The sequence below is a fragment of the Xenorhabdus entomophaga genome (assembly GCF_037996725.1).
In the GTDB taxonomy this organism is placed as follows: domain Bacteria; phylum Pseudomonadota; class Gammaproteobacteria; order Enterobacterales; family Enterobacteriaceae; genus Xenorhabdus; species Xenorhabdus khoisanae.
The window spans coordinates 1-15,691 of sequence record NZ_JBBMXH010000034.1 but is presented as its reverse complement, the minus strand read 5'-3'; the positions used below and the strand labels follow the sequence as shown (position 1 = coordinate 15,691).

Annotated in this window: 9 protein-coding genes; 2 read left to right on the top strand and 7 right to left on the bottom strand. The window is 40.3% G+C overall.

What is annotated here, in order from left to right; translation table 11 throughout:
- Nucleotides 1–103: 103 nt before the first annotated feature.
- The 3 genes from brnQ to phoB form a co-directional block, all read right to left on the bottom strand.
- Nucleotides 104–1,444 (bottom strand): branched-chain amino acid transport system II carrier protein, encoded by a 1,341-nt coding sequence (gene brnQ / locus AAC854_RS09115; RefSeq protein ID WP_340616817.1) that lies wholly within the window; start codon nucleotides 1,442–1,444, stop codon nucleotides 104–106.
- A 381-nt stretch (nucleotides 1,445–1,825) separates the two neighbouring features.
- The gene (gene phoR, locus AAC854_RS09110) at nucleotides 1,826–3,136 is read right to left on the bottom strand and encodes a phosphate regulon sensor histidine kinase PhoR (RefSeq protein WP_340616816.1); all 1,311 of its coding nucleotides are present in this window, start codon (nucleotides 3,134–3,136) and stop codon (nucleotides 1,826–1,828) included.
- A gap of 183 nt (nucleotides 3,137–3,319) precedes the next feature.
- The gene (gene phoB, locus AAC854_RS09105; protein WP_047962351.1) at nucleotides 3,320–4,009 is read right to left on the bottom strand and encodes a phosphate regulon transcriptional regulator PhoB; all 690 of its coding nucleotides are present in this window, start codon (nucleotides 4,007–4,009) and stop codon (nucleotides 3,320–3,322) included.
- 277 nt (nucleotides 4,010–4,286) lie between these two features.
- On the opposite strand from phoB, the gene sbcD reads away from it, so the two are divergent.
- Nucleotides 4,287–5,525 (top strand): exonuclease subunit SbcD, encoded by a 1,239-nt coding sequence (sbcD, locus tag AAC854_RS09100; RefSeq protein WP_340616815.1) that lies wholly within the window; start codon nucleotides 4,287–4,289, stop codon nucleotides 5,523–5,525.
- Nucleotides 5,522–9,202, top strand: a complete 3,681-nt coding sequence (locus AAC854_RS09095) for an SbcC/MukB-like Walker B domain-containing protein (RefSeq protein WP_340616814.1) — start codon at nucleotides 5,522–5,524, stop codon at nucleotides 9,200–9,202. The genes sbcD and AAC854_RS09095 overlap by 4 nt, the downstream gene beginning before the upstream one ends.
- Nucleotides 9,203–9,516: 314 nt before the next feature.
- Here the strand turns inward: AAC854_RS09095 and AAC854_RS09090 are convergent, their stop codons facing one another.
- From AAC854_RS09090 to AAC854_RS09075, 4 genes are all read right to left on the bottom strand, one after another.
- On the bottom strand, nucleotides 9,517–11,139 hold the full coding sequence (locus AAC854_RS09090; protein WP_340616813.1) for an ABC transporter substrate-binding protein: 1,623 nt from the start codon (nucleotides 11,137–11,139) through the stop codon (nucleotides 9,517–9,519).
- Nucleotides 11,140–11,648: 509 nt separating this feature from the next.
- Nucleotides 11,649–13,271 (bottom strand): ABC transporter substrate-binding protein, encoded by a 1,623-nt coding sequence (locus AAC854_RS09085; protein ID WP_340616812.1) that lies wholly within the window; start codon nucleotides 13,269–13,271, stop codon nucleotides 11,649–11,651.
- 107 nt (nucleotides 13,272–13,378) lie between these two features.
- A complete protein-coding gene (locus AAC854_RS09080; protein WP_340616811.1) occupies nucleotides 13,379–15,013 on the bottom strand; it encodes an ABC transporter substrate-binding protein in 1,635 nt (544 codons plus the stop codon).
- A 126-nt stretch (nucleotides 15,014–15,139) separates the two neighbouring features.
- Complete coding sequence (locus AAC854_RS09075) at nucleotides 15,140–15,538, bottom strand: periplasmic substrate-binding domain-containing protein (protein ID WP_422824070.1); 399 nt, start codon at nucleotides 15,536–15,538, stop codon at nucleotides 15,140–15,142.
- Between the last annotated feature and the right edge of the window lie 153 nt (nucleotides 15,539–15,691).

Here is a 15,691-nt window from a genome sequence, read left to right as displayed (position 1 = left end):
GATTCAGTCTGAGTAAATAAGGGTGGGCTACTAAAGCAGCCCGCCCTTATTATTAGTACCACCAATTCAGTCATGAAGTTAGTGAATAACCACCTATTTTTTCTTACTGTTCTTCATGCTGAGCTTCATACTTTGGGAGTTTTACTCCTCCTGCGATGCGATCATAAACAGCACACACAACGATAGTCAGCAAAGTAGGCAGTAACCATGCCAAACCCTGATCTGCCAATGGCAAATGCTTCGCCAATTCTGGCAGTAAGTGAGACAGATATTCAGAAGATTTTACTGCATCCAAAATCCCAAACAGCAGGCTGATAGCCATTGCGGGAGCCAGAATACGCGAGAAGTTATTCCACCAGTTCATTGTAAAGCTCAGTAATACCAGCACGATACATGGTGGGTAAATTGCCGTCAGCACTGGAATAGAGAACTTAATCAAGTGGCTCAGACCCAGATTAGACACCAGCATGGAGAAAGTGCCCAGAATCAGCACTAGCGCACGATAAGACAACGGTAAATAACGGCTGAAAAACTCAGAACAAGCACAAGTCAGACCTACCGCGGTAACCATACAGGCCACGAAAATCAGTACCGCCAGGAAGAAACTGCCGTAGTTACCAAAAACATTTTGGACATAAGCATGCAGGATCACCGCGCCATTTTCAGCATTCGGTACCAGTGTGCCACTGCTTTCCCCAAGCTTGAACAAAGAGAGATACACAAGTGCCAGACCAAGACCGGCAATCAGGCCAGCCCACATGGCATAGCGAGTCAGCAAAGAAGACGCTTCAACCCCTCGGGAACGAGCAGCATTGACAATAACAATGCCGAACACCATCGCGGCCAATGTATCCATCGTCAGATAACCATTTACAAAACCATTTGAGAACGGAATTTCCGTATAGGTTCCAACGGCTGGAATAGAGCCACCAGCAGGCCACAGCACAGCAGCGATACCCAGGATTGCCAGCGCCAGAATTTTGATTGGAGCCAGTATATGCCCGATGCTATCCAGTAGTTTACCCGGATACAGTGAAATCAGGATCACCAATGCAAAATAAACGACACTGTAGATGAACAAAGGAAGTTCACCAGTTCCGGTAATTGGTGCGATACCCACTTCAAAAGAAACTGTTGCAGTTCTGGGCGTTGCGAATAGAGGGCCTACAGCCAAATAGCAAACAGTTGCCAGAACCAAACCCGCAGTTTTACCAATAGGTGAACTAAGTGCTTCAATGCCACCACCTACTTTTGCCAAAGCAATTATGGTAATAACAGGCAAGCCAACAGCGGTTAGCAAAAAGCCAGCGGCTGCGATCCAAACATGTTCTCCAGCCTGCAAGCCAACCATAGGCGGAAAAATGATATTTCCCGCACCAACGAACAAGGCAAAAGTCATAAAACCTAATGCCCAAATATCCTTAGATGATAAACGGTATGCCATAATGATTGTTAATGTATTGTTGCCAAAAGAATTGCATGTACGATATTAAGTATCGCAAACACTTGAATTTTCACTGGCGAAACTGAATTCTGTTTTAACAATCAGTGAGCAACATAATATTCACTGATAAACGTGAAATATAAAATGATAGTAGTAATTACAGCCAGAATCGCCAACAACTGCCCACAAGTAAAACTTTTATAGCGTCAAAAGGCAAGCGGCAATCCAAAAACCAGAACAATATCCTAAACTAAATTTTAAAATCAGTGATTATTGTTATCTATCATTGAATACACACTATATGATTTGTACTTTCTTCATTCACATTGATTAATAAATAATTTTCCCCGGATTGTTACCATTAAATCCTATTAAACTTAGCTAGTTTTTATTCAAACTCTTTTTAGTTGAAACAATAAGTCGAGATGCTAATAGAAAGCTAAAAATAGATCCCTTTCCTAATGCACTAGAAATATCGAGATTGGTATTGTAGTGGTGCAGTGCATGTTTCACTATCGCCAGTCCTAGCCCGCTACCTCCGGTTTGTCGAGAACGGGCACGATCAACACGATAAAAACGTTCGGTAAGACGTGGCAAATGTTCTGCGCTAATTCCTCCGCCATTATCTTCCACTTTAAACAGCGCCCCCTGAGCCACCCTCTGCCAACTAACCTCAATTCGCGTTCCCTCAGGAGTATGTCTAATGGAGTTATAGACCAGATTAGACATCGCACTGCGCAGTTGTTCCTCATTACCAAAAACTTTCAGTTTTTCATCAACATTAAATATGATGTCATACTGGTTATTACCCAAGGCGAGGGTTTCCTGCTGCAATAGATTCAACATAACGGGAACATCAACCACTTTATTCATGTCCACTTGCGGCCCGACTTCAATTTTAGAGAGATGCAATAGTTGCGTAACCAGACTATCCATTCTCCGTATCTGTTCCTGCATCGTACTGACCGCTTTCTGGTTTACCTGACTACCAAGTACCTGATCCTGCATCATTTCCAAATAACCTTGCAGTACAGTGAGCGGTGTTCTGAGTTCATGGCTGACATTGGCGAAAAAATCCCGTCTGGAATTTTCCAGCAATCTTTTTTGGGTAATATCACGCACCACCATCAATAACTGCCTTTCTGAATAGGGCATGACCCGGAATTCCATCATATTACCGTTGTTCAATTCGATGGTTAAAGGACGGGAGAAGTCATTTGCTGTGATATAGCGACTAAAATCGGGGTAGCGAAGTAAATTGAAAATATGTTGACCGTTATCCTCTGGCCAGCGAAAACCAAGTAAATGCTGTGCCAGACGATTACACCAGAAAATGTTGCCCTCTGTGGTCATCATCACAATGGCATCCGGTAGTGACTCAGCGCCACTACGAAACCGTTTGATCAATAATGCGAGTTCACGACGCCGTTTACGGTTACGCTGCTGCATCTGATAAATGCCGTAAAAGATAGGTTCCCATCCGCCGCGTCCCGCAGGAGGTAACATACTGCGATCTAACCATAACCAATGGGATAATTTCAGCAAATTATAGCTATGCCACACCAGTGCCAAAAATAGCGCGATAACCAATAACCAAGCCAAATGACCAACAAAAAGAGACAAAATGACAGCGGGCAAACAGAAAAACACGAAGCCCAATACCAACTTTTTCCATGATAAACGCTCAAGCACGCTATTTTCTCCGGTACGAAAACGGTATTACCCGAAACCATTCCCCAAACTTCTGCCACTCAATACTATTACCCATCAAAACCACTATTACCCATCAACACCACTATTACCCATCAACACCACTATTACCCATCAACTACCAATCACACCAATACCAATCAACACCAACGGGGTTCATAACCATCAATAACGGGTAGAAAAGCGATATCCTGTGCCACGAACGGTTTGCACCATTTTATCGTGTTTGCCGATTTCCAACGCTTTACGCAATCGCCGGATATGTACATCAACGGTGCGATCTTCCACATAAACATTCGTTCCCCACACATAATTGAGTAACTGCTCCCGGCTATAAACACGCTCTGGATGAGTCATAAAAAAGTGGAGAAGTTTGAATTCGGTTGGCCCCATCTCCAAATCCTGTCCCTGACTGGAAACTCGGTGAGATACCGGATCCAGTATCAAGCCATTCATATCAATGACATCTTCTGCTTCTATGGGCGAGATACGCCGCAGAACTGCCTTGACACGGGCAATCAACTCCTTGGGTGAGAAAGGTTTAGTGATATAGTCATCAGCTCCGACATCAAGGCCACGCACCCGATCTTCTTCTTCTGAGCGAGCCGTTACCATAATGACTGGAATCGCCTTAGTATTATTATCCCGTTTGATTTGCTTGATAATCTGTACGCCTGAACCTCCGGGAAGCATCCAATCCAGTAACACTAAATCAGGATAAGGCTCTGACAGACGCCTTATTGCCGTATCATAATCTCCAGCTTCAACGGACTGATAACCGTTTTGCTCAAGTACAAAACAAACCATTTCACGAATCGGTACTTCATCTTCAACTACCAAAATGCGTTTAGCCATGGTTAATCCTGTCAATATCATTGAAGTCAGCAACATTAACTTTAGGTCATTATGAGTCAATTTTATGACAATTTTATGAAAACTCTTATCTCTCAATCATCAAGCTGTAATCTGGCTCGCAGGAAATATATACCTCATCTGTCATATTTCATTCTTGATGCGAAACTACTCGATAATTCAATAAAAGGGACTGAATTACGCAGGACATCTTTCACATACTCATTATAATTAGCGCTTGTAACAGGTAAGAGAAACTCACAGGCAACGGCGGGAAGACATGCGAATCATTCATACATCGGACTGGCATCTTGGACAATATTTCTTTACCAAAAGCCGCGCAGCAGAGCACAAGCACTTTTTGCAGTGGCTTATTGAAAAAATCATTCAATATCAGGTTGATGCATTGATTATTGCCGGAGATGTTTTTGATACAGGCTCCCCTCCCAGTTATGCACGTGAGCTTTACAACAAATTCATTGTGGCGCTACAGCCCACAGGCTGCCAACTTGTCATTCTTGGGGGAAACCATGATTCTGTCGCCACACTCAATGAGTCAAAAGCCCTGCTTTCTTACCTGAATACAACCGTGATTGCCAATGCGGAAACCAAAGAACCAGAGAAACAAATAAAAGTGCTGAATAATAAAGATGGTAATGCAGGAGCGATTCTCTGTGCTATTCCTTATCTTCGCCCGCGGGACGTCATGATCAGCCAGGCGGGACAATCTGGCACCCAAAAACAACAAGCATTACAAAATGCCATTACGGAACACTATCACCAGCTTTATCACCGCGCCTGTGCATTACGGGAACAACTCGGCCAACCATTACCAATTATTGCCACCGGACACCTCACTACCGTCGGTGCTTCCACCACAGATTCCGTCCGCGATATTTACATTGGCACATTGGATGCGTTCCCTGCCCAAGAATTTCCACCTGCTGACTATATTGCACTGGGGCATATTCATCGTCCACAAGTTATCGGAAAATCTGAGCACGTCCGCTACAGCGGTTCACCTATTCCACTGAGTTTTGATGAAGTTGGTCAGGAAAAAAGCGTCTGTTTAGTTGACTTTAAGGCTGATAAGCTTGATAGCATCACGCTTCTACCCGTTCCAGACTATCAACCAATGCAGTTGATTCGTGGCAATTTGCAACAGATAGAGGAACAATTACAGATTTTCAGGGAGTATCAAGGCGAACGCCCGGTCTGGCTGGATATTGAAGTCGCGACTCAAGATTACCTGCCCGATATCCAGAAACGCATCCAAACCCTGAGTGAAGGTCTGCCCGTTGAGATAATTCTGCTGCGCCGCAGCAAAAATACCCGCCAGTTGTCACTATCTAAACAAAATAAGGAAACCCTCACCGAACTGAGTGTCAATGAGGTGTTCGAACGACGTTTAGCGCTGGAAGAATTAGAAGATATTGCGAAAAAGCAACGCCTGATTACCTTATTTAAGCAAACGCTGGATGATATTTCTCAGCAATCACATGAAGAGCCTCTCCCATGAAAATTCTTAGCTTACGGCTGAAAAATATCAATTCCCTGCAAGGTGAATGGAAGATTGACTTTACGGCAGAGCCTTTTGCCAGCAATGGATTATTTGCCATTACCGGCTCAACGGGTGCAGGTAAAACGTCTTTGCTGGATGCGATTTGCCTCGCTTTATATCATGAAACCCCAAGGCTTAAGACCATTTCCAGTTCACAAAACGAGCTAATGACCCGCCATACTGCTGAATGCCTCGCGGAAGTTGAATTCGAAGCCAAAGGCGTCGCTTATCGGGCATTTTGGAGCCAACGCCGCGCTCGTAACCAAGCAGATGGCAAACTCCAACAGCCAAAAGGAGAACTGGCCCTCAAAAAAGACGGGAAAATTCTGGCTGATAAAATTCCAGAGAAAAAAGAAAAAATTGCTGAAATAACCGGGTTAGATTTTGGTCGTTTTACCAAATCCATGCTCTTATCACAGGGTGATTTTGCTGCATTCTTAAATGCGCAGGATAAAGATCGGGCTGACTTACTGGAAGAGCTAACAGGCACTGAAATTTACGGTATTCTGTCTCAGGATATTTATCGACGCCATAAAGATGCACAGTCTGAGCTGGATATTCAGAATACCAAAGCCTCCTCTATTGAATTACTCACACCAGAGCAGCAACAAGCGTACCAAAACCAGCAACAACAGCTTACTGCAGAAGAAACCGAACTCAGTCAGCAAATTAAGGCATTACAAAAAGCCGAACAGTGGCTTGTCAGAAAAGATGAACTACAGCAATCTCTGGCAAAGAATACATCACTTCTGCAACAAACCGAGCAAACCATTCAAGAAGCACAACCCCAGTTACAAAAACTGGCTACCAGCGAACCGGCTGAGAAAATCCGTCCATTATGGGATGCACAACACCGTGCTTTTCATGAAAAACAGCGGCTTACTGAACAACGCATAAAAATAGAAAATGAACGCCAACAACAATTAGCGCTGCTGCAACCTGCTGAACAACAGCTTACACAGTTAGAGAAAAACCGGGAAGAGCACCAACAACATCAAAATCAGCAGGAAAAGCTCATCTCAGAACAAATTATGCCGCTCGATCATAAAATTGATATTCAATCAAAAGATCTGCTGGCACTGGAGAAAGAAATAACGGTACAAGATCGCGAATACTCTGATATTCAATTCCAATACCAAACCACTCAGAACCAGACAGAAATACTGAATAAAGAGCAAAAAGAGCTGGAATCTTATTACGAACAACATCCCCATTATCTTAATTTAGACAGCAAACTGCCTGAATGGAAACAGCTAATCACCCGCCAACAAGAGCGGCAAACGAAAATAAACCAACTTACACAAAACACGCAACAAATTGCCGCCGAAATCACTCACACAACTGGGCATCTTAATTCGCTGAATGCAGAATTAGCGGGACAAAAAAAACAGAGCCAGACATTACACAGTCATCTTGCCAACGCTGAAAATCAGCTCACTGCTTTACAGAAAGCACATCCTTTAGCGCAGTTACAGAAATCTTTATCAAATTATCAAAAACAACTGACTTCACAGAATCAATTGGAGATCTTACTGCCCCAGATCCAGCAACAACAAACTGCGATCACTGCCGATCAAACCCAACTGGCACAACTTCAGGGATCGCTAACACTCTTACCGGATCAAATCGCAACCCTCAATCAACAATTAGCAGAAAAACAGCAGCACTATGACGATCTTGATAATCGCATTCGCCTAGAACAACGGATCGTCAGTCTGGAAAAAGAACGTTCACAATTAAAAGAAGGTGAATCCTGCCCGCTTTGTGGTTCAACTCACCACCCTTTAATCAATGAATACCGAAATATTGCCCTGCCACAATCAGAAGAACGATTAAAAACCCTGCGCCAACAGATTGAACAATTGCAAGAAAACCGCACTGCCCTACAACAAAAGCAACAAATTCAACAGCAACATTGCGAAAAATTGCAGGACAATATTGCACAACTCAACGTCAAACTGGCCGCATTGGTAAAACAATGGCAATACCATTGCCAACAATTACAGGCAACAGATTTACCGATAGATACAGAGTCGGTTAATGATTTTATCAGCCAGAGACAATCTGCTTATTACCAACATCAAACTCAGCAGGAAGCACTTTTACAGGCAGAAAAAAACCATCAGGCAGCCGAAAAAGCCCTCGCAGCCAATCGTGAGCAGTACCAAAAATGTGAAAAAAATATTGAGCTGGAAAAATTCAAACAGGATTCAGCCCAAAAACAATTAGACGAAAAAACGACTGAAATTCGACAGATAGAAACAGATTACGCAGCAACAGAGAAACAGTTAAAGACTGAATTACAATCGACACCTTTTACCTTGCCTTCACATCAAGAAGCAGAGAGTTGGCTACAACAACGCCAACAAGAATTAAAAAATTACCATGAATCTCGTGAAAGATGGCAACAACTACAGAAAGAACAAGCTGCCTTACAGAGCAAACTGAGTGAATTAGAAAAACAAAAAAATAAGCTAACCGCGCATCTTCATGCTTTAAATCAACAGCAGCAACAACAAAAGCAATTACTGGAACAAACGCGTCAGGAACGCCATCATTTATTTGGCGAACAATCTGTTGCTGTCGTTCGTCAGGTCTTACAACAAAAAGCCTATGAACTGGAAGCGGCTTATAAACAGGCCACTACCCATTTGCAAGAATTGCAAAACAAAATGAATCAATTAACCGGTGCAGCCAGTGAAATTGAAAGAAACTGCATCACCACTGAAGCAGCCTGCAAACTTGCTGCCAGCCACTTCCAAACCGGATTGGAGCAGCAAGGTTTTCCCGATCAAGCCTCTTTTGAACACGCCTTATTAGAACCAGAACAGCGGGAAAAATTACAACAATTACAAGAAAAACTGGAACAACAACAATTACAAACCAAAACACGGCATCACGAATCAGAAGTAGCACTACAGCGACATGCAGAAACACAACCGCAATTGCTTGAGCAATATGAAGCCCGGCAATTATCGGCCATGTTGACCGACACTACAGATAAGTTGAAACACAACAACCAACAACAAGGTGAAGTCAGGACTCTGCTAAATAGCGATGCAGCTCGCCGCCAGCAACAACAGGCATTACTGGCTCAAATCGCATCCTTACAACAAAACTATGATGACTGGAGCTATCTCAACAATCTCATTGGTTCCGCAGATGGTGCCAAATTCCGCCGTTTTGCTCAGGGATTAACATTGGATCATCTTGTCTATCTGGCGAATATCCGGCTGGAAAAACTGCATGGTCGTTACTACTTACAACGCAAAAATGATGGCGGATTGGAATTACAGGTTGTTGATACCTGGCAAGCGGATGCTATTCGGGATACCAAGACCCTCTCCGGTGGAGAAAGTTTCCTTGTCAGCTTGGCCCTTGCGCTGGCCTTGTCTGATCTGGTGAGTAACAAAACACAGATAGAATCCCTGTTCCTTGATGAAGGTTTTGGTACGCTTGACCCTGAAACCCTCGATATCGCACTGGATGCGCTGGATCACCTTAATGCGTCGGGAAAAACCATCGGGGTAATCAGCCACGTAGAAGCATTAAAAGAACGAATTCCTGTTCAGATCAAAGTGGAAAAAAAGAATGGCTTAGGTTTCAGTCAATTAGCGCCAGAATTTCGGGTTTAAACACACTGATTAAACATCATATGGTGTATTAACAAACAACTCAAATAATCCAGTTAATGAATAACGATTACCCTGAAAAAGCACACAAATAAAAATGGAATAAAATTATGTTATACCCAATGGATTTCAAGATGCGTCGCGGCGGCAAGGGAATGAATCCCCGGGAGCATAGGTAACTATGTGACCGGGGTGAATGAGCGCAGCCAACAAAGAGGCGACTTGAAAGACGAAGAGTATATACCCAGCATTTATCGAGGCACTGCAATAACTAAAAAGTGTAAAGTGAATTGAGCCTGCCAAAGCAGGCTCTTAATTTAATGTTGAATGACATAAAAATCTTTCGTTGCAATAAATCCCATAAGATTAGAGTAATATCCACCGATATAAGGCTTCACTAATACTGCTGTAACATAATAATAGACAGGAATGATAGGCGTATCTTCTGTTAGAAGGTCAAGCGCCTGTTGAAAATCTTCTTGCTTATTCGTTTCTCCGGCCTTATGTACCAAAGCATCAAAATTATTATTTGAATAAAATGAAGTATTATTCGTCTGATTTGTTGTAAATATATTTAGAAAAGTCATCGGGCTATCATAATCGCCAACCCATCCATACCTGACAACATCAAACTTCCCTTGATGTTCGTTATCCAACAAAACTTTCCACTCCTGAGCTTGTATATTAACAATAACACCAAGATTCTTTTTCCACATCGAAGTTGCGGCAATAGCGATTTTCCTATGTAATTCTGATGAGTTATAAACCAAATTAAATCTGAGAGGATTATCCTTATTAAACCCTGCTTCATTCAATAATTGTCGGGCTTTTTTAACACGTTGAGCTTGTGTCCATGATTGATAATCAGGTTGCTTGAATTTAAAGCCGCCGATTCCCGGTGGAAAAATGGTATAAGCAGGTATTTGGCCTTGAGCAACAATCTTATACGCAATAATATCTCTATCCAAAGCAAGACTTAATGCCTGTCGGACTTTAATATTATTAAATAGCGATTTTTTATTGTTGAATGCATAACAATATGTACTCAGTATTGGTGAAACATGAACCTGTGAACTCATATTTTTCTTTAATGATGAAAAATATGCCAGTGGAATTGTAGATGTAATATCTATTTCTCCGGCCAGATAACGATTTAAATCTGAAACATCTGATGAAAGCGGGAGATAAGTGACTTTATTAATTACCGTATTTTTGTTATCCCAGTAATTAGGATTTCTCACCCCAACAATTCTTTCATTTACTTTCCACTCTGCTAATTTAAACGCCCCACTGGAAACGAAAAATTCTGGTTGAGTCCACTGTTCACCATATTTTTCAACTACTTTTTCACTAATTGGAACTGTGATAGGGAAAGCCAATATCTGTAAAAAATACCCAACAGGTTTCTCTAACGTTACCTCCAGGGTCGAACTATCCAGCGCTTTGACACCCAGCTCTTCCGGTTTTTTCTTGCCTGCCAAAATTTCTCTGGCATTCACAACAGAAGCATCAGCGAAATAGCTACCATAAGGAGAGAGTGTTTTAGGATCGGTTAAACGCCGCCAACTAAACACCACATCATGAGCTGTAATTGGTGTTCCATCAGACCATTTGATTCCTTTCCGTAAGTGGAAAATCCACGTTTTATTATCTTTCGTTTCCCAGCTTTCAGCTAGATCGGGTTTAATCTTACCTTCTTTATCTGTGCGTACTAATGTATCAAAAAAGTCATTGATAATATTTAGTGCTATATTACCTTCAACCTTATCAACATCCAATGAAGCTGGCTCTGAACCGTTATTGCGAACAATTTCTTGTTTTTCCGCTAGTTGAGTGTCAGGTGGAATAACTGCGGCATAGGATAATGCAATACCGCTTAATATAATGCCGATAGCATAAGAAAGTGTTTTAATAATTTCTTTTCTGATTTGACTTAACATATTATAATTCTCTATAGCTGTGTGAGAATTATTTATTATTTAAATTCCATTGTTATGTACATTCTCACTTATGCCCTAAGATCTATTAATCCATTAATAGTTTGCATCGTGAAATAAAAATCAATCATAGCCTATCTCAGTAGGTGTTAACTGCTGCATGCAGTTTGAATACGGCCGTGCGCATAAATCAGGTCGTACATATAGTATAATATATGGAAATTAGTAAGTGAAGATGTTGATCACAGCCCAGATTGAAAATGGAAAATAACATAAACTAATGGATAAGTGATTAAAAGTTGATTAGATCTTGATACATAAATTTATATTAATTTAACTCTACTTATTACCCTGCCATTTGAATGACATACCACCAAGAAAATCAATAAGATTAGAAAACATTAAATCATTTATACATTTTACCTAATATTTACAATAAAGTAAAAAAACCACCTGTATAAAGATGGTTTTACATTCCCCTGAAAATGTAACTTATTGAAACAGCCTATAAATCAATGTTGAATAATATAAAGATCTTTTGTGGAAACATAACCTGTCGGACTCACATAAAATCCACCAACATAGGATTTCACCATTCTAGAGTTAACATAATAATAAATAGGAATTACTGGTGAATCTTTGGTGATAATATCCAACCCCTGTTGATAATAAGATTTATTATTTGTTTCACCTGCCTTTTTAATTAAAACATCATAATCACGACTTTCGTATAAAGAGGTATTTTTAACCTGCCATGACATAAACATATTTAAAAATGACATTGGGCTATAATAATCAGCAATCCATGCCCTTCTAATAATTTCAAATTTACCCTGATGCATATTATCCAGCATCACCTTCCATTCCTGGTTTTGTATATTAACATCAACTCCCAAATTTTTCTTCCACATTGAGCTGACCGCGATGGCAAGTTTTTTGTGTGCTTCATTGGTATTATAAAGCAGATTAAATTTAAGAGGATTACCTTGACCAAATCCAGCTTCATTTAATAACTCTTTGGCTTTTTCAATACGCTGTTTTTGAGTCCAAGATGCATAATCAGGATTTTTAAACTCGAATTCTTTGAAATTTGGAGGAACTATTGTATAGGCCGGCTTCTGCCCTTGCCCCAGTATCTTATAGGCAATAATATCTCTATCTACTGCTAAGTTTAATGCCTGCCTGACTTTAATATTATCAAAAGGAGGTTTTTTATTATTAAATTCGTAAAAATAGACACCAATCTTAGGTGATATATTAACTTGATCATTCATTGTTTTTTTTAATGATTCAAAAGATTCCAATGGAATTGTTTTCGTAAAATGAATTTCCCCAGATAGATAACGATTTAATGCGGCTTTTTCTGAACCTGTTGCCAGATAGGTGACTTTATTAATTACTGTATTTTTATCATCCCAGTAGTTAGGATTTCTGACAGCAATAATTTTTTCATTCACCATCCATTCAGACAGTTTAAATGGCCCGCTACCCACAAAATTTTCTGGCCTTGTCCATTTATCTCCGTATTTTTTAACAATTTGTTCACTAAGTGGAACCATTACAGGGTGAGTCAATATCTGTAAGAAGTCTCCCACCGGTTTATCCAGGTGAACTTCTAAGGTCATATCATCTAGCGCTTTTACACCAAGCTCTTCACTTTTCTTCTTACCCCTAAGTACATCGTCCGCATTTATAATCCCTGCATTTCCAAGATAACTGCCATAAGGTGAAACGATATCGGGATTAACTAAGCGCCGCCAACTAAAGACGACATCATGAGCAGTAATCGGTGTACCGTCTGACCATTTAATACCCGTCCTTAAATGAAAAATCCAAGTTTTATTATCATTAGTTTCCCACCGTTCTGCTAATCTCGGTTCGATATTGCCTTTTCTATCGGTATAAACCAACCCATCAAAAAAATCATGAATAACATCGAATTCAGAATCACTTGAAACTTTGTGTGTATCCAACGACGCCGGTTCAGTACTGTTATCTCGCACAATTTCCTGTTTATCAGCTAATTTTATTCCTTCAGGAACAACAGCAGAATAAGATAATGCAATATTTCCAAACATAGCTGCAATAGCATAAGTAAGTAATTTTATTTTTTTATTTCTGATTGTTTTTGACATGCTTTATTTCTCCATAATTGTATTTACTCTTAATTATCAAACTCATGATTTAATTAACTTATCCATCGCTATAATCAGAGCCTGTTAATACAGACCCTGATTTAATATTAATGCTTAATAATATAGAGATCTCTTGTCGAAATATAATCCATTGGGCTAACATAGAAGCCGCCGACATACGGTTTTATCATACGGTTAGTAACATAATAATAAATAGGAATTACAGGCATATCATTGTTGAAAATATCCATTGCTTTTTGATAATAAGCAGTATCGTTGGTTTCACCTGCTTTAATGACTAACTGGTCGAAATCACTATTTTCATATAATGGTATGTTATGGCTGCTTCCTGTCAGAAAAATTCCTAAGAAAGACATTGGGCTATTGTAGTCTGCCGTCCATTCGTATCTGACGACATCAAACTTATTCTGGTGCATATTATCCAACATCACTTTCCATTCCTGATTTTGTAAGTTGGCTTGAACCCCCAGGTTCTTCTTCCACATTGCCGTCACAGCAATGGCAAGTTTTTTATGGGATTCTCTTGTGTTATAAAGCAAATTAAATTTGAGCGGATTTTTCTCGTTAAAACCGGCTTCGTTCAAGAGCTCTTTGGCTTTTTTAATTCGCTGTTCCTGTGTCCAGGAAGCATATTCTGGTGGGGTTAATGTGATACCGCCAATATTGGGAGGAAGAATATCGTAAGCGGGAAGCTGCCCCATTCCGAATATTTTTCCAGCAATCACATCCCTATCTATGGCTAAACTTAATGCCTTCCTGACCCTGACATCATTAAATGGTGGTTTTTTAGTATTGAAGGCGTAATAGTAAGTGCTGAGCATCGGATCAATATGAACTTGATCGCCCAATGTTTTCTTTAATGATGCAAAGGAGTCCAGAGGAATGGTAAGAGTAATATCAATTTCACCCGCAAGGTAACGGTTTAAATCTGATTTTTCTGATGTAAGGGCAAGATAAGTAACTTTATTAATGACCGTGTTTTTATCATCCCAATAATTAGGGTTCCTGACACCGATAACATTTTCATTCACTTTCCATTCAGCGAGTTTGAATGCACCACTCCCCACAAAAGTATCTGGATGAGTCCATTTATCGCCATGTTTTTTAACTACTCTTTCACTAATCGGAACTAAAATCGGATGAGTCAGCATCTGCAAGAAATACGCCACGGGTTTATCGAGTTTTACTTCCAATGTGAGATCATCTAGTGCCTTAACACCAAGCTCTTCTGCTTTTTTCTTGCCTGACAATATATCGTCAGCATTAATAACATGAGCAGTTCCGAGGTAGCTGCCATAAGGAGAGCCCATTGTTGGATCAAGTAAACGCCGCCAGCTAAATACCACATCATGGGCGGTAATCGGTGAGCCGTCAGACCATTTCGCCCCTTTTCTTAAGTGGAAAAGCCATGTTTGGTTATCCTGCGTTTCCCAGCTTTCAGCCAGTCTGGGTTCTATCTTGCCTTTTCTATCGGTGTAGACCAAGCCATCAAAAAAATCATGAATAATGTTCAGTTCAACATTACTTTCTACTTTATGGACATCCAGAGAAGCAGGGAAAGATCCATTGTTACGTACAATTTCTTGTTTTTCAGCCAATTGTGTCCCCGGTGGAACGACTGCGGCATGAGCGGGTGCAATGTTTGTTAAGAGTATTCCCATTGAGCAGGTCAGGATTTGGGTGAGCCTATTTTTAATCAGGCCCGCCATGATTTTTTTCATGTTTTGAATCTCCATTAATTACTGTTTTTATTATTACATTACGCTACCATATTTATTTAAATCATGATTCTAATTAAGTTCATCAAGTAATAATAGCCTATTTCCACAGGCTATTATTAAAAAAATCTAGTGCTTAATGATATATAAATCTTTTGTTGGAAAATTTCCTAGCATATTAATATTAACACCGCCGACATAAGGCTTAATTAATTTAACACTGACATAATAGTAAACCGGAATAGCAGGCATCTCCTTATTGAGAATATCAATGGCCTGTTGGTAATCGGCAGGATCGTTAGTTTCATCTGCTTTTAAGACCCATTTATCAAATTCCTTATTTTGATATCTCATATGATTATTGGTATTTCCTGATGTGAAAATATCGAAGAAGGTGGTTGGGCTATTATAATCAGCATTCCATCCGTATCTCGTCACTTCAAAGTTACCCTGAGCCATACTATCACTCTGTGTTTTAGTTTCCTGATTTTGTAAAATCACTTCGACACCAAGATTCTTTTTCCACAATGAACTGGCAGCAATAGCAATTTTTTTATGGGCATCGGAAGTGTTATATATAACTTTTCAAAATGGTAGGAGTGTCAAAGAAACTCAGTCCAAATTTTGCGAGTTTTGATTTTCCAGAAACAAAAAGGCAAAAAAGAGGACTGAGTTATGCTT

Coding starts and splice junctions, on each gene's coding strand:
- phoB (WP_047962351.1), bottom strand. CDS start 4,009: ATGGCTAAACGCATTTTGGTAGTTGAAGATGAAGTACCGATTCGTGAA.
- brnQ (WP_340616817.1), bottom strand. CDS start 1,444: ATGGCATACCGTTTATCATCTAAGGATATTTGGGCATTAGGTTTTATG.
- AAC854_RS09080 (WP_340616811.1), bottom strand. CDS start 15,013: ATGAAAAAAATCATGGCGGGCCTGATTAAAAATAGGCTCACCCAAATC.
- AAC854_RS09095 (WP_340616814.1), top strand. CDS start 5,522: ATGAAAATTCTTAGCTTACGGCTGAAAAATATCAATTCCCTGCAAGGT.
- AAC854_RS09090 (WP_340616813.1), bottom strand. CDS start 11,139: ATGTTAAGTCAAATCAGAAAAGAAATTATTAAAACACTTTCTTATGCT.
- sbcD (WP_340616815.1), top strand. CDS start 4,287: ATGCGAATCATTCATACATCGGACTGGCATCTTGGACAATATTTCTTT.
- AAC854_RS09085 (WP_340616812.1), bottom strand. CDS start 13,271: ATGTCAAAAACAATCAGAAATAAAAAAATAAAATTACTTACTTATGCT.